We start from the raw sequence: 19,620 nt of genomic DNA, 5'->3' as shown, positions 1-19,620 counted from the left end.
TTGCTGAACCCATCGCAAACCTCCTGTTTGCGCTACCGATTCAGATTCGTCGGCTTTTGGGAACCCCGAGAGTCAGCATCAATGGAGGTTGGTATTAAAGGGTAGGGCCAGCCACTCCGTGACTATGAACTGATAGGAGAGACCTATGACGCAATGCTTCCGTAAAAGCATACTATTCCCGATCACTCTCATGTTCGCTGGTGTCGTCGCGTTTTTTCTCTTCCTTTATGTGACAGGGCATGATCCCGACGAAAAGCCACTAACATTGATCCATTGGATTATTGGCGGAGCGCTGATCGGTCCAGGTTTTGGCTACCTCGTCCAATGGAGGCAAGGCAGGGACCGAACCAAGTTGTAAGCAACTCGTACCCTGGCGGCCGTCGCAAGTATTCTGATATTCACGACAAAATCAGCGACAATGTATTTCTCGGAAAATTTATGTCGCAAAAACCGGTCGCAAAAAGCTAGCATTCGCGACCGAGTTTTGCGAAGGGATTGGATGACCGGAAGTAACCCTTCCGAGCTTTTCCACGATTGCTCGTCCAATCCCGGTAAGCTACCGTTCACATTTTCCACTTCACTGCATAAGCCTCGTGTATCGGCAGAAGTCGCAGGGAGCCGCCGCGCCACATGCCCTATCGCACCATTTTCCCGCACCTCATAGCGGCAGCCCTCTTTCTTCTTGCTCCGCCACCTGCCTTCGCAGAGGAGCCAGCCTTGCCGCCAGGTGCCGAGACTGCGGGTCACGCGCTGCCCAGTGCAATCATGCTGCGTGCGGCACCCCTGATGCAGGCGGGCAAGGGCGACGAGGCGACGTTCTGGTTCTATGCCGGACAACTTCGCTGGCGCTCACGCCTGAACGCCAGCCCAGCTCAGGACCCGACCGGCGAACCCGCTCTGTTTTCGTCGCTGTTCGAGACACTCGGGCCGCCCGTCAACAATTGGGCCTTCGGCGACATCCCCAAGCTCCAGCGGACGATCGACGCCGTGCTCCTTTGGGACGTCCGTTATCCCGATCCTTCGCTGGATCCGGCTGTACACGAGCGGATGCGGGCAGGACTGACGACCCTTCGCGAGCAGATCGGCCGAGAAGCGGACATGATCAGAGCCGAGCGCGCCTCACAGGATCTGGAGAACCGATGATGCTGTGCTTGCGGTGCTGCATATACATGGACCGTTTGTCCCGCCTGCTGCTCGCATCCACGATGCTGCTTGCCATCTCCGGATCCGCATCGGCGCAGGATGGGCCTGTCGCGGATCCGTTGCGCAGCGGTCTGGAAGGCGCACTGCGCGGCTGCGAGATTTGGGTCCTCGACCCGTCAAGTTGGCTAAACGATCCAGCGCGCTTCCTCGCGGCCATCGATCTTGGCGGCGCGGTGTTCGAGACCGAGAGCCTGCCCGAGCCCCTCCTCCCACCCGAGCCATTCCGGCGCGCCAACCGGTACTGGCGGATCAATGTCGGACCCAACGAGGGTTACGCGCTGGTGGTCTCGCGCGATATTCCGATGTGCCACATTACGGGCGGCGGCGGGGTCGATTTCCAGCCGGCGGCCGAAGCGGTGGCCGCCTCACCGGACGTCTCCGATCGCTGGGAACGCATCGGCGAGGAGCGCCAAGGCGGTATGGTCTCGACCTTCTTCCGACTGCGCAAGGAGCCAAAGCTGGCACTGGTCCTCAGCCGTGCCGACGAACCGGGTGCGCGTCGCGACCGCCCCCAGGTGATCGTCACCGTGACCTACGACCTTGGTCGCTGAGGCAACGCAGGTTCGTCCGGCCAGTGTGGTGGAAACGGCCACACGAGAACCTCACCGCCCGGCGGGATCGGACCCAAATGGCGCAGGACACGGTCATAGTGCTGGTTGCTCGGCGGGTAGCGCAACTCACCATGTCCGACAACGGACCCGGCTTCGCTTTCGGCTCGCAGCCATAGGACCAGCGTGCCATCGGGCTCGCGATGCGCTGAGCCGATCGACGCCTCTGCGGAAGAGGTAGCCGGCGCATGCCCCTGCGAACTCGCTCGCCCGTTGGCGGACGCCGCCAACGCTTCCAGCACCGCGACAAGGCGTGGTCTCGGACAATCGGACCCGACCTCCTGCAGGACGTCGTCGCCATCGAACAGGGCGAAGCTGCACAGGCGGTCCGTCGGCTCACCGAGCACTGGCGTATCGGGAGCCGGCGTGGTCCAGGCCTCGTTGCCCGACGCGATCACGTTGCGCCGCTCGTCTTCCGAAATGGCATCGGTGCGTTCGGTTTCAATCTCCACCAGCCCTCCTGCGTCGGCCAGACGGGTCGTTGCCTGCCGGATCGTCATGAGGTCGAGATCAATGACGATCCAGCGCGCCAGCGGCGACAGGACGTTGCCGGTCGCGACCAGCATTCCGCGACGCGGCAGTTCACCGGCAGGAAAGGCGAGACGGACGCCCGCCCGGCTCGTGCGTGCGGGTGAGGCGATCTTTGCGTCGGCGTAACCGGGCTCGTGCGCCTCCGCTGCGACCGGCAAGACGAGAAGGAGAACGAGAAGCTCGGAGGTGCCGAGCCGTCGTAAACGGTGAAGGGCTCCTTCACGCCACCTGGTTCCGGTCTCGCTCCGGTATGCGCGCATCATACTGCCTTTCATTTGCGAGCCCGCTTCTGTTCGTTTCGCTCCGGCATCTTATCGACGCTGGTCTCAGCCGTCATCCGTCCGTGGTCAGCAATCCGGGTAGTAGGGGCTGACTTCGACCAAACAACCGAGCCGCTCGCCCAGTTCTTGCCCAAGCGCCGTCATGCCGTCGGGATCGCTGTGCTGCGCTAGGAACACAGACTGGCTGTCCGCGCCGGGTGCATGCGTGCAACAATGGGCATGAAGCGACGAGCCGCCCCCGCCCTTGGCCGGCGTCATACGGATGACCTCAAGATGCAGAATGTCGGTGCGGGGCATGACGAAGAGCTGATCCGAAACCACGATCAGCGCCTTGCCATCGGCTGACAACCCAAGCATCCGCTGCCGGTCGTCGACCAGGTCTTCTGGATCGCGCACGTACTCGAGTTCCGTTTCGCCCGGCGCATGGCGGCCAGCCTGTGCCATGCGCGCTGTCCCGACATCCCGGTCGAACGCGAGAGGCAGGAAGCCTGTCACCCATTCTCGTTCTCTCGCGCTGAGAGACAGGCGGAAGCCGGTCGTCAGCGTCACGTGGCAGGCAGTCCTAAGGCGCGGGTCGCGATCCTCGGACGGGTTTTGCAGGCCATGCGACTGCCAGTCCGGCGGCCAGGCCGTCAGCGAGACCTCAGCCAACCCCGATCGCCACGCGGCGACGACTGTGTTCCACCGCTGACCGACAGGCGCGGGCCCGAGCGATGCCGCTAGATGGTCCGCGACGCGCCGAAGGTTGGCGCGTGCGTCGTCCTTGAACCACGCAAGGGCGGCGAAGCGAGTGATCGGAAACTGGGGTGGGATGCGCTCGAAGGCGCTTGCCGTCCAGGGCGCGAGTGCGCCTGGTGGAGGTTCGGCGTTGGTAATGACGAGCGCTGGCCATTGGTAGATCGGATCGGGAAGAACGCCGTAGCGCGCCAAGACCTCCATGCGCGTTTCGTGACGGGGTAAGCGCCAATCGTCCGCAAGGCGGAGGATCGGGTTCATGCCATCGGGACATAGTTGGAGCTCAGCCGGCGCGGGGCCGTCGGGCCAGGACGTCAGCGCGGCCTGCGTGCGGCGGAAGATGCGGTTAAAGAATTGCATCGCGGCCTCCGTTTAAGCTCGCCGCTCGGCAACGGGTACAGGTAGGATACAAGATATGCGCTGCCCGTGTCCACGTCCCGAACGTCTTGCCCGCAAGTGGACCCAGAGCTTTTTCGGTTACGAGGGAGTGAGTTTCCGGAACAGATCAGACCGCTCACGATCCCTTTCTGGCACTATGCCATTTGATGCCGTTCAAGTAACGCGCGGCAGGCTGCGTCCCAAAGAACATTACGTCAATCATCGAGGCAATGATTAGCCGGCAGTTAACGCCCGCAACTATGTACCAACCGACACAGCTGACACTCCTTCTCATTTATCTTCTCGTCAACGTCGCGGTCTACTGCCTCTACTGGTGGGATAAGAAAGCTGCGGTCGAGGGAGCGTGGCGCGTTCGCGAAAGCACGCTGCTCTGGCTGGCTATTGTCGGTGGAAGCCTTGGAGCCCTTGCCGCCCAGCAAGTACTTGGCCACAAAACGCGAAAAGAGCCGTTACGAAGCTTTCTGATGACAATCGGAGCGCTGCATGTAGGATTGGGCGCCGTATGGATTGCTGCACCAGATCTTGTGGTGGAGGCGTTATCGCGTATGAAGTCGTCTCACTGGTTCAGAGATTTATGATGTAGGTTCCCAGGCGGCGACCACCAGTACTCTCGACTTTGGCGAGGATGATTGTCGGTCAGGAATGCGCCTCGGGAAAATCTGCGTGAATTGCGCCAGAAGCAGACGCTGTAGCTTCTCAATAAAGCGCTCTGGCGGCTACGTCAGGTCGTGAAGGTTTTTGCCCAAGGCCGGCCCCAATCGCCACTCGCTAAATCTGACCTCCAAGCCTGCACGTTCGGGAGTGCAGCACATTGGCCCAACGAGATAATGGTCCGCTTCAGGGAATGGGCAGAGGCGGACCAGTGGCCACATCTGCCCATCCTGTGAAGCTTGTATCCTCAGAACGCCGCTCTGGACGGTCACCCTTATCCAGAAATCTGATGGGTCGCCGTCATAACGCCCCGTTGCCCAGTCGGAGGCTTCATTCGTAAGCACACTGCCGAGCAAGCCATATCCGTCCGAGAACTCGATCCCGGTCTTGACCCACCGTCTTTGGTCGAGCCTGACCATGAGACCGGCCTGATCGTAAAGATGCTCGAAATTCGCCTGAACTCGAACCTGGGCGGTGAAATCGTCTTGGGTCTGGAATGCATAGAAGTGGCCGTTGTCGCGCACAAAGCCATAGTGTGTCTCTCGCCAAAAATCGGTGCTGGCGTCCGTCGTCACGGAAAGCTCGGTATCTGAAGCATCTGCCTTTGTGGGCTCATTGAGCCACCGTCCACTTTTAAGACTCTGCAACGGACGTCTCCTATGACAACGAGCTGACTTGCTCGGCCGCACCTCTTGTATAACAGTCGTTTCCAGAGAGCCCAATTGCTGCCAACAGGCAAGATCTGAGATGCGTCCTCCGCTCTGCGCCGACAGCAGCATGCCGCCCAAAGTAGACGTCTGACACCAGAAAGGGATGCTGCCTGCTAGGCCTAAAACGCGGCAGTGGAGGTAACGACGAGCGCATCAAGGCATCCACTGATCTGGATGGGTGCAATCATATCATGCCATCGCGGCACTTCACCGCCTCCGCCGAATGCTTACGCTAGATCTTCATCGTTACCTAGATCAAACCCCGGCAACCTGTCCACGATAGAGCTAAGCAGTTTCTCTCCGAGTCTGCCATTTCGGCAACGGAACTGCGTTGAGCAACGTTCTTGTGTAATCGTGGAGGGGCGTGGCGAAGAGTGCAGTGGTTTCGTTCTCCTCGACAATACGACCTTGCTTCATGACGAGGATGCGATCGGCGAAGTGGCGCACGATCGGCAGGTCATGCGTGATGAAGATATAGGACAGGCCAAGCCGGTTGCGCAGATCCGCCAGCAGATCGATGACCTGCGCCTGGATCGACACATCGAGGGCCGAAACCGCCTCGTCGCAAATGATGAGTTCCGGCTCGCTGGCAAGCGCGCGGGCGATGGCGATCCGCTGGCGCTGTCCGCCGGAAAACTGGTGGATGTAGCGTCCTTCGTGTTCGGCCTTCAGTCCGACGAGTTCCAGAAGCTCGACGACACGGTCTCTCCAGCGCGCGCGTGGCAGGATGTCGCCGTGGATCTGCCACGGTTCCGAGATGATCGAGCGGACGCTCATGCGCGGGTTCATCGAGCCGTAGGGGTCCTGAAACACCATCTGGACCCGGCGACGAAATGCCATCAGGTCTTTCCCCGTGAGATCGAAGATGTTCTGCCCGGCAAAGATAGCCTTGCCCGATGTCGGCTCGTTCAGGCGCATCAGCATGCGCGCGACGCTCGATTTGCCGGAGCCGCTCTCGCCGACGATACCCAGCGTTTCGCCTTTGCAAAGATGAAAGCCGACATCCTCCACCGCCTTGAACACCGATTTTCCGGCAAACGCGCCGGATGACAGGACGTAGTCTTTGCCGAGCCCTTCCACCTTCAGCAGCACCTCTTCGGCGCGTTCCCTGGAGCGCTTGTGACCGGCATCGGCAGCCTCGCCATGCGGCAGCGCGGCGATCAGTTTCCGGGTATAGGCGTGTTGCGGCGTCTCGAACACGTCTCTGGCCGGTCCGGCCTCTACCACCTTGCCGCTATTCATCACGATGATCCGGTCCGCCATGGACGCCGCCACCTCGAGATCGTGGGTAATCATGACCAGCGCCATGCCGGTCTCGCGCTGCAGATCGCGCAGCAGGTCCAGGATCTGTGCCTGAACGCTGACGTCGAGCGCCGTGGTCGGTTCGTCGGCAATCAGGATATCGGGTTTCAGCGCGATGGCGATGGCGATCATGATGCGCTGGCGCTGGCCGCCGGAGAACTGGTGCGGATAATGATCGACGCGCTGCTCGGGCTCGGGAATGCCGACGCGGCGCATGAGGTCGAGGATCCGGGAGCGCAGGTCGCCGCGGCCTTCGCCATGGCTGCGATAGACTTCCTCTATCTGTCGGCCGACTGTGTAGACCGGGTTCAGCGAGGCGAGGGGATCCTGGAAAATCATCGCGATGCGCCGTCCGTTGAGGGCGCGCCGCTTGTCCTCATCGAGGCGCGCAAGCTCCTGGCCAGCGAACAGGCAGCGACCGGAGACGATGTGGCCGGGCGGGCAATCGACCAGCCCCATCAGCGTGCTGGTGCTGACGCTTTTGCCCGAGCCGCTCTCGCCGAGAATGACCAGCGTCTCGCCGCGCGCGACATGGAAGGAGACATCATCGACCGCGCGGACGGGATCGCCATCGGACAGGAAGTCGACCGTCAGTCCCTCAACCTGAAGGATGGGTGCGGGCATTCTCGCGTCGTCGATCTTGCTCATCGGGCAGTCTTTCTCAGCGCCTGCAACCGCCAGCGCTGTTGCGGGTCGGCGACGGTGCGCGCCCAGTTGGAGAGAATGTTGAGCGACAAGGTCGTCATCATGATCGCAAGGCCCGGCCAGAAGGCGATCCACCACGCCGTCTGCAGATAGCCGCGCCCGTTCGCCACCATGGCACCCCAGGTGAAATCGGGTGGCTGTATGCCGAGGCCGAGGAAGCTTAGCGCGGACTCGGCAAGGATCACGGTCGCAAAATCGATGGCCGAGATCGTGACCAGCGTCGGCAGAACGAGCGGCGCGATATGGTGGAAGACGATGCGCACCGGCGAAGCGCCCATCGAACGGGCCGCGCTCACGAACATCCGCTCGCGAAGCTCCAGCACCTCTGCGCGGGCGGTTCGCAGGTAGATCGGCAGGCGCGTGATCGCCAGCACGATGACGAGGTTCGTCATGCTCGGCCCGAGCGTATAGAGGACGATCAGGGCGAGGAGAAGCGAGGGAAAGCTCATGATCACATCGGCGACACGCTGGATGACATGGCTGTACCAGCGCTCGGAATAGCCGGCGATCAGCCCGAGCGCGCCGCCGACCAGCATGGAGCTGAACACGGCGGCCGCAGCGATCAGGATCGTGTTCTGCGCGCCGACGATCAGTCGCGCAAGGATGGGGCGCCCGAGCGTGTCTGCCCCGAGCACGTAGAGAAAGCCGCCATTAAAGGTGAAAGGCGCAAGGTTACGCTGGCGCAGGCCGAGCCGTGCGGCGGCGTCGCCGACGAGCAAGGGGCCGAACAGGACCAGGAGCAGAAGCAGCACGAGAAAGAGGGCGGAAGCAAACGCCATCTTGTCGCGCCAAAGGTAGGAGAGGAGCGGCATGCGCGGAGAGATCGCCGCGACGGGAGCCGAAAGAAGCGTCATCGGGCGTGCCTTCTAGTAACGGATGCGGGGGTCGAGGAATGCGTAGAGAAGATCGATTGCGATGTTGAGAAGGAAGATCGCGACGGCCGTCACGAGGATCGTCGACTGGACGACCGCGAAATCGCGCTGGATGATCGAGTCGATCATCAGCTTGCCGATGCCCGGCCAGCCGAAGATGGATTCGACCACGACCGCGCCGTTGACGAGCCCTGTCGCAAGATCCCCCGCCACCGTGACGATCGGCAGCAGCGAATTGCGCAGCGCATGGCCGAAGATGATCTCGCGGCGCGGCATGCCCTTGGCCCGGGCCGTCTTGATATAGGCGGCGGACAGGGCCGATAGCATCGTGCCGCGAACCACCTGCACCAGCAGCCCGAACGGCCGCAGCGTCAGCACGAAAATCGGGAGCACCCAGTGCGCCGCACTTCCCGTGCCGGAGGTCGGCAGCAACCCGAACCCGACGGCGAAGAGAAGGATGCCGACGATGGCGATCCAGAAATCGGGCGCGCTGGCGCCGGCCAGCGACACGAGGCTGGCGATGCGGTCGAACAAGCTGCCCGGACGCGCCGCAGCGAGCGATCCGACAACGATAGCCAGCGACGTCGCAAGCGCGATGGCCAAAAAGGCAAGCTTCAGCGTTTCGGGAAACGCCTCCAGCGCGACCTCCATGGCCGAGCGGTTCTGCCGAAGGGATTGGCCGAAATCGAGTTGCGCCAGATTGCCGAGATAGGTGAAGAACTGGACGATCGCCGGCTGATCGAGCCCGTTCAGCCGTGCAAACTGGGCGCGCGCATCGGCGCTCGCGTCCAGGGGCAGGTAGAGCGCGGAGGGATCACCTGTCAGGCGTGTCAGAAAGAAGACGAGCGTGACGAGGCCGATGATCGAGATCAGGCTGTACGACGCACGACGTCCGAGATAGCGGAGCATGGCAGGCCCTCGTTTGAGACCGTATCAGCCGGCAGAGTGCCGGCATGGGGGAGAGACGCGCGGCAAGGCACCGCGCGTCTCTCCGTGCTCAGGACTTGATGCCGATATTGGCCAGCGGGATTTCGCTGTTGGTGGTGATATCCGGCTTCCAGTCGAGGCGCTTGCCGACGCGCGTGTAGCCGATCATGTGGAACATCGGGATATCGGACACGACATCGGTGCGGACCTTGGCAAAGAGGGCCTTGAACTTCGCCGTGCGGTCATCGCCGGTTGCCGCCAGGGCCTCGTCCACCTGCTTGTCGAGCGCCGGGTCGTTCACGGTCGCATAGTTGCCGGTCGAGCGGTAGAAGATCGGAATGGTAAATGCCGCATCGCCCTTGTTGTTGTCGTGCATCATCTGCAGCATGTTGGCGCCCCGGTTTTCCGGGTATGGCTTCTGCAGGTACCGCAGCCAGTCGGCGACATCGAGCATGGTCAGCTTCACGTTCAGCCCGGCGTCCTGCCACATGGCGACCATGGCCTCCATGGCTTCCGAGCCGTTGGGATAGATGCCGTTGCGGCCGATGAGAGTGATCTCGGTTTCGACCGGGACGCCCGCCGCCTTTGCCTCTTCCACCAGCTTCTTGGCCTCGGCGGCATCATATGTCCATGGCGTGAGGGCATCGTCATGCCCGTTGATGCCGGGTACGACCATCTGCGACGCGCGCTTGATGTCGTCTCCGAACAATTGGGCAAGCCCGTCCCAGTCGATGGCGAGGTTCAGGGCCTTGCGGATGCGCAGATCGTCAAGAGGCGGCTGCGCCGCATCGATGCGGATCGCCGTCGTCTCGGAGTTGAGGTAGGAAAAATCCGTTTCCGGATTGGAGGCATCCTGGATCGCGATCGACGGTGTCAGGTCGGCCTCGCCGGTCTCGATCATGGCGGCCCGGATCGAGGATTCCGCGCGCCAGACATAGGTCGCGGCCGTCACTTTCGGTTTGTCGCCCCAGTATTTGTCGAAACTGACAAGTTCGACGGTCTGCGTATTGAAGGTCTTCAGGCGAAACGGTCCCGTGCCGACCGGATCGTTGACGGCCTTGTCGGCCGGCGTCTTCGGCGACACCACCATGACCACGCTGAGCAAGGTGGGAAGGATCGGCTCCGGGCGATCGGACTTGATCTCGACAGTCAGGTCGTCAACGGCGGTCACCGTCAGCTTGGCATCGCCGAACTTCGCCATGTTGTTGCAGTTCAGCTTGCCGCCTGTCATGCGCTCGATGGAAAAGGCGACCGCCGCCGCGTTGAAGGGCTCGCCATCCTGGAAGGTCACGCCGTCCCTCAGCTTCAGCCGCCATGTCTGCGGATCGACCTGGCTCCATTCGGTCGCGAGCTTCGGGCGAGGCTGCCCGGTGGCCGCATCGATGACCGTCAGCGGCTCCACCACGTTCTGGGCGAGGATCTGCCCGACATTGGTGATGATGGTGCCGCAGGGCTCGAGATTCGCCGGCTGCTCCGGCAGCACGATGCGGATCGCCGTGGCGTCCTGCGCCATGGCATAGGATGCTGACGCTGCCGCCAGCAGGCCTGCTGTGATAAGACGTAATGTGATGCCAGTCATGTTGCTCCTCCCGATTGAACACGATGTCGTCTGAAGTCGTACGGACCGCTGCGCGCGATGGTCCCGGCGCTTTCGTCCGATAGATGCGGCCCTTGCCCCTCCATGCGAGGCGAAGGCACCGTCGTCAGGCGCCGGCAGCCTCGATGAGGCTCGCCAGCATCTGTTTTTCGTCAGGGGTCAGGTCCGTCAGGGGCGGACGAACCGGCCCCGGGGTCTGGCCAACCAGTTCGACGCCGGCCTTGATGATGGAAACGGCGTAGCCGGCTTCCCGGTCGCGCAGAGCGGCGAACGGGAAGAAGAAGCGGTTGAGGATATCCTCCATCGTCGCCCGGTCGCCCGCTCGCATCGCCTTGTAGAAGCGCTGCGCCAGCGCCGGCACGAAATTGAACACGGCGGAAGAATAGGTCGTGACGCCGACGCCGTTGAAGCCTTCGGCAAACAACTCATGCGTCGGCATGCCGCCGATATAGCAGAGCCTATCCCCAAGCTTGGCGGTGACATGACGGACCAGATCGACCCGTCCGGTGCCGTCCTTGAAGCCAATCAGGTTCGGGCAGGCCTCGGCAAGCCGCGCGACTGTATCGGCGGTCGCAACCGAATTGGCTCTGTTGTAAAGAATGACCCCGAGCGGCGTGGACTGGCAGACCGATTTGACGTGCCGGTAGATCCCCTCCTGCGACGCTTCCATCAGATAATGCGGCAGCAGCAGCAGACCGTCTGCGCCGGCCCGCTCCGCCTGGCGCGCGGTGTCTATGGCAAGCGAGGTGCCGTAGCCGCAGCCCGTGATGATCGGCACACTGCCGGAGGCCTCTTTCGCCGCCTTGGTGACCAGACCGACTTCTTCGGGCGACAGGGAAAAGAACTCGCCCGTGCCACCGGCCGCAAAGAGCGCCGCCGCCTCGAAGCCGGAAAGCCACGCCACATGTCGGCTGTAACTCTCCAGATGAAGGCTCAGGTCCGTCTGGAAATGGGTGACCGGAAACGACAAGAGACCCGATGCGATGGCAGATTTGATTTCTTCAGGCGACAACAGAACCTCCCATTCGTTGAAGCCTAAGTCGTATTATGACTTTTGGAATGAGTCAATCAGTAACCGGCAGCTTATGCTTTGGTCGTGATACCAGAGATCGGTATCGCTCCATGCCGGTCAGAAGATGCACGCGCATAGCTTCGCGGGCACGCTCAGGCTCTTGGGCGGAGATGGCATCGGCAATGGCGCGATGCTCATCCAAGATCGGATGATCGCGGCTTGGCAGCGGATCGACGCCGCCCATGACGCTTTTAAACTTCACGCGCGGGATCATCCGGCGGCCGATATGCTCGAGGAACAACCTAAAGCGCGCATTGTTGGTGGCGGTGGCCACCGCCATGTGGAACTGGAAATCGACCTCGTCCGTCGGCTTTCCCATGTCGATCAGATCTCCGAAACGCTGGACCTGCGCCTGGATCTCCGCCTCCTGTGCAGGCGATCGACGCAAGGCGGCAAGGCCTGCGGCCTCGACTTCGACGCCGATGCGAAGCTCCAGTTCTTCGATGATGTCGGAGATTCTATCCGTTTCCCGGCTGAACAGATCCTGCAGCGGATCACCGGGTCGCGACGCGACGACGAAAACCCCGGCGCCCTGGCGCGACTCGACCATCCCATCGGCCCGCAACGCTGCGATCGCCTCGCGAATGACGGTCCGACTGAAGCCAAAGCGGCTGACCAGCGCCGGTTCCGTTGGAAGTTTGTCGCCAACCGCATAGACGCCCTCCTTGATCTGAGCCCTGATGATGTCGATGACGTCACTCGAATAGCGGCGCCCCCTTTGTGGTGCTGCACTCATAGAAGAGGCCTTACGATATCAGATGACATTCCAGAATTCGTATGACGATATGGTTTCATGGGAGCATGCGCCGGTCCGTTCCTCGTTGCGAGGTGACGTTCTTCCTGTCAGGAAATCAAGTCAATCCGATTGAACGGATTTTGATCGAGATCTGGTTGTCTTCGGTGGAATTAGCTGGCAGGCAAGCGATCCGGCGATGTCGTTCCAGTGGCATTAACCACCTACTTGAACAAGACGTCTTGGAGACGCCTCCCAATGTTTGATCGCGGCTTACTTCCGCTACTAGCGCTTAACCGTGATACAAGAGTGCCTCATCGGCCTAGCGACACTGAAAGTAGATGATCATCGCCAATGGCACATCCTTGTTGCGAGAATGGATGCAATCTCTTGGAAAATCCTCTCATCTTGTTTTCCAGCGTTCCGCGTGGGCGGGGGCAGGCGATAAAACGCATCTGCTCGATAATATGCAGGCCGGCTCCTTCGACGTGTTGGGCAATCACGCGCCGCGCCTGGCAAAGATGAAATTGTCGAGGCATTGCCGTAGACTGGACACCGGTGTCCTGCGTGGAGCTCTGCAAGGAGATGGTCGCTAGGTGCCCAATCTCTATCTTATCTTCAGCTAGGCCGATGACATGGCGCTCGGCTGTGCCGGCTTGATACAGGCGTCCGGCTCGAAGGTGAAATTGATGTCCACTGGCGGTGGATCGGCTGCAGGCAATGCCGCCGTCGCCAAAGGGAAGTTCGATGGCTCCGTCTTCACATGCCCGGCGCTTCTCGGTTGCCCGATGTTCAGGTATTGTCTGAGGGGCAACCGGCCCGAAGGCGCAGAAAGCCCAGGTCATCAGATATGACAGCGTCCCGATTACCAAGGATACGCTGCAGACCTGCCCGCCGGGTAGGTTTCGTCGTCAGGAACTTGGACGACGTTGCCGACGTGCCACCACCGTGTAGAAAAGACACGGGGAGCGCAACCGTACTCAAACGCTCTCCGACACCGCAAATCCTAGTGGACAAGAAGGCGTGGCGTTACGGTTGTTCAAGATGATCTGGACATTGAAGGCCCTCTGCTTTCGCCGTACGAATGGCAGTCGGCTTTTCCATTTGTCTGCTCTACCGAGATGATGGCAACCGCGTTCTCGGAAACATCTCACATTAAAAATAACGAATGAAAAGATTGCGATGATCCATGTTCAGGGTCGATAAGCCCTTTCGGAAATGAGGGGGTAATCCATTGACGGCGGTTTCACTAACTTAGTGTTGCGCTGCCGGTCGTAGCGCCTGACGTCCTTCTTTGGATTGGAGCTGGCCATGCTAAACCCGACGCAACTGGAAATATCCCGACGAAATCTGCTGATAACCTCGGCCGCAGCGGCTGCGGCAACGAGTGCCTTGCCGCTGTCGGCGGCAGCACAGACATCGCAGACGGAAACCGAACTCACAAGTACGGTCGCATTTGCCGTCAACGGTGAAAGGCGAGAGCTGAACATCGATAACCGCACGACGCTTCTCGACGCGCTTCGCGAGCACCTGCATCTGACAGGCACGAAAAAGGGCTGTGACCACGGGCAGTGCGGAGCGTGCACCGTCATGGTGGGCGGACGCCGCGTGAACGCCTGTCTGACGCTCGCCGTCATGCATGAGGGCGACGAGATCACCACGATCGAGGGCCTGGGACAACCCGGCAACCTCCATCCCATGCAGGCGGCCTTCGTCAAGCATGACGGCTTTCAGTGCGGCTACTGTACGCCGGGACAGATCTGTTCCTCCGTCGCCGTGCTCGAAGAAATCAAGGCGAACATTCCGAGCCACGTGACGACCGATCTCACCGCACCGGCCTCGGCGAGTGCAGAGGAAATCCGCGAACGCATGAGCGGAAATATCTGTCGGTGCGGCGCCTATTCCAACATCGTGGATGCCATCACTGACGTCGCGGGGACACGCGCATGAGAGCCTTTACATATGAACGCGCCTCGATGATCGAGGCCGCAGCCGCATCGGCTGCTTCCCATCCATCCACACGGTTCATTGCCGGCGGCACCAACCTCCTGGATCTGATGAAGCTCGAGATCGAGGTGCCGACACATCTGATCGACGTCAACGGTCTCGGCCTCGATACGATCGAGAAGACGCCGGAGGGTGGCCTTCGCATCGGTGCGCTGGTTCGCAACACCGATCTGGCGGCAGACAAGACCGTGCGCCGAGACTATGGCCTGCTCTCGCGGGCACTTCTCGCCGGGGCCTCCGGTCAGCTTCGCAACAAGGCGACGACGGCAGGAAATCTTCTGCAGCGGACGCGCTGTCCTTATTTCTACGATACCAACCAGCCCTGCAACAAGCGCCAGCCGGGCAGCGGCTGTTCCGCCATCGAGGGCTTCAGCCGCCAGCTCGGCATCGTCGGCGTCAGCGATTCCTGTATCGCCACACATCCGAGCGACATGGCCATTGCCTTGCGGGCTCTCGATGCCGTGGTGGAAACCGTCAAGCCAGATGGCCGGCGTCACGCGGTGCCGATCGCCGAGTTCCACCGCCTGCCGGGCAATACCCCGCATATCGAAACCGTTCTGGAGCAGGGCGAATTCATTACAGGTGTCGTCCTGCCCGCGCCGCTCGGCGGCCGCCACATCTACCGCAAGGTCCGTGACCGCGCGTCCTATGCGTTCGCGCTCATTTCCGTGGGTGCGGTGATCCAGCCCGACGGGACCGGCCGCGTCGCGGTCGGCGGCGTCGCTCACAAGCCATGGCGGGTCGAGGCGGCAGACGTTGCGCTGCCGCAAGGTGCAAGGCCCGCAACGGCTGCTCTTCTAGCGGATGCGCGGCCGACGGAACACAACAGGTTTAAGATCGATCTGGTCGAGCGCACGCTCGGGGCGGTCATTGCAGAAGCAAAGGGTTGAGCCATGAAGTTCGACACACCAGCCACAACCAATCCGATCGACCAGATGAAAGTCGTGGGCAAGCCGATCCCGCGCATCGATGGATACCTCAAGGTCACCGGCCAGGCAAAATACGCCTATGAGTGGCATGACGCCTCCACGCCCTACGCTTACGGCTATCCGGTCGGCGCCTCGATCGCACGCGGCCGGATCACGTCGTTGGACATCGCCGCCGCAGAAAAAGCGCCCGGTGTTCTGGCTGTCGTGACGACGCTGGCCGTCGGGGAGCGCAAGAAGGGCAAGTTCAATACGGCAAAGCTCTTCGGCGGCGACGAGGTGCAGCACTACCACCAGGCGATTGCCGTTGTTGTGGCCGAGACTTTCGAGCAGGCCCGCGCGGCGGCTGCGCTGGTGAAGGTCGATTATGCGGAAGAAAAGGGAGCCTTCGACTTGAAGGAGGCGATGAAGACGGCGGAGAAGCCGGCGGATTCTCAGCAGCCCGACACCTCCGTCGGCGATTTCGACGCCGCCATCGGCAGTGCCGCCATCACCCTGGACGAAGCTTACTCGACGCCCGACCAGTCCCACGCGATGATGGAGCCCCACGCCTCCATCGCTGCGTGGAACGGCGACGAGGTGACGGTATGGACATCAAGCCAGATGATCGACTGGTGGCGGGCCGATCTGGCGACGACACTCGACATTGATGAGGAGAAGATCCACCTGATGTCGCCTTTCATCGGCGGCGGCTTCGGCGGCAAGCTTTTCCTGCGCTCGGATGCGGTTCTTGCGGTTCTCGGAGCACAGGCGGCCAAGCGGCCGGTCAAGGTTGCCCTGCCGCGGCCCTTCATGATCAATAACACCACCCACCGCCCGGCAACCATCCAGCGCATCCGGATCGGAGCGGAGCGTGACGGGAAAATAACGGCGATTGCCCATGAAAGCTGGTCCGGCGACCAGCCGGGTGGCCAGTTGGAGGCGGCTGTTGCGCAGACCCGTCTGCTCTACGCCGGTGCAAACCGGATGACGGCCATGCGGCTGGCGACGCTGAATCTGCCGGAGGGCAATGCGATGCGCGCGCCGGGAGAGGCGCCCGGTCTTATGGCCCTCGAAATCGCCATGGACGAGATGGCTGAGAAGCTGGGCCTCGATCCGATCGAGTTCAGGATCCTCAACGATACGCAGGTGGATCCCGAGAAGCCGGAGCGGCCGTTCTCGCACCGCAACCTCATCGGTTGTCTCAAGCTGGGTGCCGAGACGTTCGGCTGGAGCAACCGGGGCAAGCCTGGCGCGCGTCGCGAAGGAAACTGGCTGATCGGCCAAGGTGTCGCGGTCGCCTTCAGAAACAACATGATGCTGCCATCCGGCGCGCGTGTGCGGCTGGACAGGCAAGGGATTGCCACCGTCGAGACGGATATGACCGACATCGGCACCGGCAGCTACACGATCATCGGACAGACGGCCGCCGAGATGCTGGGTCTGCCGATGGACAGGGTCGCGGTGCAGCTGGGCGATTCCCGCTTCCCGGTTTCGGCCGGCTCGGGCGGGCAGTTCGGCGCGAACTCATCCACGTCGGGCGTTTATGCCGCCTGCGTGAAGTTGCGGGAAGCCGTTGCGGCAAAGCTCGGCTTCAACTCCGACGACGTCGTCTTCGAGAATGGCGAGGTCCGCTCCGGCAATCGCTCGGTTCCCCTGACCGAGGCTGTGGGAGACGAGGGCCTCGTCGGAGAAGACACGATGACATGGGGCGATCTGACCCAGACACATCAGCAATCGACGTTCGGCGCTCACTTCGTCGAGGTCGGCGTGGATGTCGCAACGGGAGAAAGCCGTGTCCGCCGCATGCTGGCCGTCTGCGCCGCCGGTCGAATCCTGAACCCGATCACCGCGCGCAGCCAGGTCATCGGCGCCATGACAATGGGGGTCGGCGGGGCGCTTTCGGAGGAACTCGCGGTCGATACGCGTCGCGGCTTCTTCGTCAATCACGACCTTGCGGGCTATGAGGTGGCGGTCCACGCCGACATCCCGCACCAGGATGTCATCTTCATGGACGAAACGGACCCGATGTCGTCGCCGATGAAGGCCAAGGGCGTTGGCGAACTCGGTCTCTGCGGCGTCTCGGCGGCGATCGCCAATGCCATCTATAATGCATCAGGGGTTCGCGTCCGACACTACCCGCTGACGCTCGACAAACTGATCGGTAAGCTTCCCGACGTCGCATGATCGCAAGGGACGGCGGCTGGTGTTCAGCCGCCGTCCAACAGGTCATTTCCGTTGCCCGGTCAAGGGCGGGGTGATGGACGTCGGCGGGGCGCATCCATGCCCAGCGCCACCAACACAGGAAGAATTCCATGAAAATCGACAGGAATGGATCTCAGCCGTCCGCAAAGGGCCCGGAAGACTGGTTCACCGGAACAGTCCGGATCGATCCGCTTTTCGCTGCCAACGACGCCCGTCGGGGAGCCTCCGCCCTCGTCACGTTCGAACCCGGCGCACGCACGGCATGGCATACGCACCCTCTCGGCCAGACGCTGATCGTCACTGCGGGTTCCGGGCTCGTTCAGCGCGAAGGAGGTCCGATCGAGGCCATTCGTCCGGGTGATGTCGTCTGGTTCGAACCGGGCGAAAAGCACTGGCATGGCGCATCTCCAACGACAGCCATGACGCATATTGCGATCCAGGAGCACCTCGACGGCAAGGTCGTCGACTGGCTCGAACACGTGACCGACGCGCAATACAAGCCCTGACCGCGTAAGCCGGCATCGCGGTGCCGGGCGACACGTTCCATCGCCCGGCCAGCGGATGAACCGGGATGGCGGATCAGTCGAGATACTGCTCGTCGGTGACCTTCTCCATCCAGTCGACGGCTTTGCCGTCTTTCACGTTGGAGACAGCGATATGGCTCATGCCATTCTTGTCGGTTGCCCCGTGCCAATGCTTCGTGCCCGGTGGCATCCAGATCACGTCGCCCGGGCGGATCCGGCGCTTTTCGCCGCCTTCTTCCTGTACCCAGCCGGCGCCGGATGTCACGATCAGAATCTGTCCTGCGGGATGCGTGTGCCACGCCGATCGCGCCCCCGGCTCGAATGTCACGAGCGCCCCTGAATTGGCTGTATGCGCGTTGTTCCGGTAAAGCATATCGACGACGACCGAACCGGTAAAGTTGGCCTTAGGACCCCGGGCGCTCGCGCGTGAGCCAGCCGGAAAGATCTCGGTGGCCTGAGAGGTCGCGGTGGCCTGAGAGATTTCGGGGGATTGAGCGAACGCTCCTGCAAATGAGGTGCAGGCTATCATGGCAGTCGTGGCGAAGAGTTTCATCATATCGTCCTTCTGTCGGTTTCGCGGGTTCGTTCCAGGCGCTTGCCGGCCGGTGCCGGCGTTGCGCCTGTGCGGGAGATGGTGATGTGCGGCCCTCGGGATTAGCGGGCAGAACGTGAAGAGAGATATGGGTGTCATTCATAAGCGAACTGCGCCCATGCCGGCGGGTCGCCTGCAAGGATTTGATGAAGGAGGTGCGGGCATGCTGAGGGAAAACGTGACGGACCTCATGGCATTCGTGGTCGTTGCACGCGAACGCAGCTTTACGCGGGCTGCGGCCCAGCTCGGCCTTTCGCAGTCCGGAATCAGCCACTCGATCCGCGGGCTCGAGGAGCGTCTCGGCGTTCGTCTTCTAACGAGAACCACGCGAAGCGTCTCGCCCACGCCCGAAGGCGAGCGGCTTCTGGCAACGATGGCGCCGCGCTTTCTGGAGATCGAGCAGGAGCTCTTCGCGTTGAGCGATCTCAGGGAGAAGCCGGCGGGAATGATCCGCATCACGGCAGATGACTTTGCGATCGACACTGTCTTGTGGCCGAAGCTGCAAAAGGTTCTGTGCAACTATCCGGAAATCAGGGTCGAGCTCGTCGTCGATTATGGCCTGACCGACATCGTCGCCGAGCGTTTCGACGCCGGCGTTCGGCTCGGCGAGATCATCTCTCAGGGAATGATCGCGGCAAGGATAAGCGGCAACCAGCGGATGGTGGCGGTCGGCGCGCCCGCCTACTTTGCGGATAGGTCCGAACCGATTGTGCCGCAGGATCTGACCGGCCACAACTGCATCAACCTCCGGCTTCCGACGAAGGGAGGCCTCTACGCCTGGGAGTTCGAAAAGGACGGTCAGGACTTCAAGGTGCGCGTGAACGGTCAGCTGACGTCGAACGGGGTCAGGCAGATCCTGCAGATGGCATGCGATGGCTACGGGATCGCGTTCATTCCCGAGGGCCTCGCCCTTCCCGATCTTCAAGCGGGCCGGCTCGTGCAGGTGCTGGGCGACTTTTGCCCGTACTATCCGGGCTATCATCTCTACTACCCGTCGAGACGGCAGCCCTCGGCCGCCTTCTCGATTGTCCTCGACGCATTGCGCGAACGCGGCTAGGGCA

General features: G+C 61.9%; 19 protein-coding genes. 8 read left to right on the top strand and 11 right to left on the bottom strand.

Going from position 1 to position 19,620, the window contains the following annotated elements:
* Positions 1-630: 630 nt before the first annotated feature.
* Both C8J33_RS24545 and C8J33_RS24540 read left to right on the top strand, forming a co-directional pair.
* Positions 631-1,143, top strand: coding sequence for a hypothetical protein (locus C8J33_RS24545; RefSeq protein WP_132665684.1), 513 nt, complete (start codon positions 631-633; stop codon positions 1,141-1,143).
* A gap of 26 nt (positions 1,144-1,169) precedes the next feature.
* Entirely contained in the window at positions 1,170-1,754 is a 585-nt protein-coding gene (locus C8J33_RS24540; RefSeq protein WP_110808383.1) for a hypothetical protein, read from the top strand.
* Here the strand turns inward: C8J33_RS24540 and C8J33_RS24535 are convergent.
* On the bottom strand, positions 1,736-2,605 hold the full coding sequence (locus tag C8J33_RS24535) for a hypothetical protein (RefSeq protein WP_132665683.1): 870 nt from the start codon (positions 2,603-2,605) through the stop codon (positions 1,736-1,738). The two genes, C8J33_RS24540 and C8J33_RS24535, sit on opposite strands and share 19 nt — an antisense overlap.
* An 84-nt stretch (positions 2,606-2,689) precedes the next feature.
* Positions 2,690-3,718 (bottom strand): hypothetical protein, encoded by a 1,029-nt coding sequence (locus tag C8J33_RS24530; protein WP_132665682.1) that lies wholly within the window; start codon positions 3,716-3,718, stop codon positions 2,690-2,692.
* A gap of 248 nt (positions 3,719-3,966) precedes the next feature.
* Here C8J33_RS24530 and C8J33_RS24525 point away from each other — a divergent pair, with 248 nt between their 5' ends.
* A complete protein-coding gene (locus C8J33_RS24525; protein ID WP_422039051.1) occupies positions 3,967-4,335 on the top strand; it encodes a DUF1294 domain-containing protein in 369 nt (122 codons plus the stop codon).
* 138 nt (positions 4,336-4,473) lie between these two features.
* Here C8J33_RS24525 and C8J33_RS24520 read toward each other — a convergent pair whose 3' ends face one another.
* The 8 genes from C8J33_RS24520 to C8J33_RS24485 all read right to left on the bottom strand — a co-directional run bounded on the left by C8J33_RS24520 (position 4,474) and on the right by C8J33_RS24485 (position 13,171).
* Positions 4,474-5,055 (bottom strand): DUF1349 domain-containing protein, encoded by a 582-nt coding sequence (locus C8J33_RS24520; RefSeq protein ID WP_207901571.1) that lies wholly within the window; start codon positions 5,053-5,055, stop codon positions 4,474-4,476.
* 348 nt (positions 5,056-5,403) lie between these two features.
* Positions 5,404-7,068, bottom strand: a complete 1,665-nt coding sequence (locus C8J33_RS24515) for an ABC transporter ATP-binding protein (RefSeq protein WP_422039049.1) — start codon at positions 7,066-7,068, stop codon at positions 5,404-5,406.
* Positions 7,065-7,979, bottom strand: a complete 915-nt coding sequence (locus C8J33_RS24510) for an ABC transporter permease (protein WP_132449618.1) — start codon at positions 7,977-7,979, stop codon at positions 7,065-7,067. The genes C8J33_RS24515 and C8J33_RS24510 overlap by 4 nt, the downstream gene beginning before the upstream one ends.
* Before the next feature lie 12 nt (positions 7,980-7,991).
* Positions 7,992-8,906: an ABC transporter permease gene (locus C8J33_RS24505; RefSeq protein ID WP_110808377.1), complete on the bottom strand. Its 915-nt coding sequence runs from the start codon at positions 8,904-8,906 to the stop codon at positions 7,992-7,994.
* An 88-nt stretch (positions 8,907-8,994) separates the two neighbouring features.
* A complete protein-coding gene (locus C8J33_RS24500) occupies positions 8,995-10,503 on the bottom strand; it encodes an ABC transporter substrate-binding protein (protein WP_132665680.1) in 1,509 nt (502 codons plus the stop codon).
* Positions 10,504-10,627: 124 nt separating this feature from the next.
* Positions 10,628-11,533: a 5-dehydro-4-deoxyglucarate dehydratase gene (gene kdgD / locus C8J33_RS24495; RefSeq protein WP_110808375.1), complete on the bottom strand. Its 906-nt coding sequence runs from the start codon at positions 11,531-11,533 to the stop codon at positions 10,628-10,630.
* 52 nt (positions 11,534-11,585) lie between these two features.
* Positions 11,586-12,329: a FadR/GntR family transcriptional regulator gene (locus tag C8J33_RS24490; protein WP_110808374.1), complete on the bottom strand. Its 744-nt coding sequence runs from the start codon at positions 12,327-12,329 to the stop codon at positions 11,586-11,588.
* A 311-nt stretch (positions 12,330-12,640) separates the two neighbouring features.
* Positions 12,641-13,171, bottom strand: coding sequence for a hypothetical protein (locus tag C8J33_RS24485; RefSeq protein WP_132449619.1), 531 nt, complete (start codon positions 13,169-13,171; stop codon positions 12,641-12,643).
* Positions 13,172-13,637: 466 nt separating this feature from the next.
* Between C8J33_RS24485 and paoA the strand changes: the two genes are divergently transcribed.
* From paoA to C8J33_RS24465, 4 genes are all read left to right on the top strand, one after another.
* Positions 13,638-14,276 (top strand): aldehyde dehydrogenase iron-sulfur subunit PaoA, encoded by a 639-nt coding sequence (paoA, locus tag C8J33_RS24480; RefSeq protein ID WP_165910827.1) that lies wholly within the window; start codon positions 13,638-13,640, stop codon positions 14,274-14,276.
* Positions 14,273-15,223, top strand: a complete 951-nt coding sequence (locus tag C8J33_RS24475; RefSeq protein WP_110808371.1) for an FAD binding domain-containing protein — start codon at positions 14,273-14,275, stop codon at positions 15,221-15,223. The genes paoA and C8J33_RS24475 overlap by 4 nt, the downstream gene beginning before the upstream one ends.
* A gap of 3 nt (positions 15,224-15,226) precedes the next feature.
* The gene (paoC, locus tag C8J33_RS24470) at positions 15,227-17,425 is read left to right on the top strand and encodes an aldehyde oxidoreductase molybdenum-binding subunit PaoC (protein WP_110808370.1); all 2,199 of its coding nucleotides are present in this window, start codon (positions 15,227-15,229) and stop codon (positions 17,423-17,425) included.
* 128 nt (positions 17,426-17,553) lie between these two features.
* Entirely contained in the window at positions 17,554-17,949 is a 396-nt protein-coding gene (locus C8J33_RS24465) for a (R)-mandelonitrile lyase (protein ID WP_062597264.1), read from the top strand.
* Positions 17,950-18,022: 73 nt separating this feature from the next.
* Here the strand turns inward: C8J33_RS24465 and C8J33_RS24460 are convergent, their stop codons facing one another.
* Positions 18,023-18,496 carry a (R)-mandelonitrile lyase gene (locus C8J33_RS24460; RefSeq protein ID WP_245423343.1) on the bottom strand — a complete coding sequence of 158 codons (474 nt, stop codon included), beginning with the start codon at positions 18,494-18,496 and terminating at the stop codon, positions 18,023-18,025.
* Between the two features lie 226 nt (positions 18,497-18,722).
* Between C8J33_RS24460 and C8J33_RS24455 the strand changes: the two genes are divergently transcribed.
* Complete coding sequence (locus C8J33_RS24455; RefSeq protein ID WP_110808368.1) at positions 18,723-19,616, top strand: LysR family transcriptional regulator; 894 nt, start codon at positions 18,723-18,725, stop codon at positions 19,614-19,616.
* Positions 19,617-19,620: the final 4 nt, after the last annotated feature.

This window comes from Rhizobium sp. PP-CC-3G-465 (genome assembly GCF_004343445.1).
Taxonomy (GTDB): domain Bacteria; phylum Pseudomonadota; class Alphaproteobacteria; order Rhizobiales; family Rhizobiaceae; genus Ferranicluibacter; species Ferranicluibacter rubi.
This window is presented reverse-complemented; position numbering and strand designations above follow the sequence as displayed.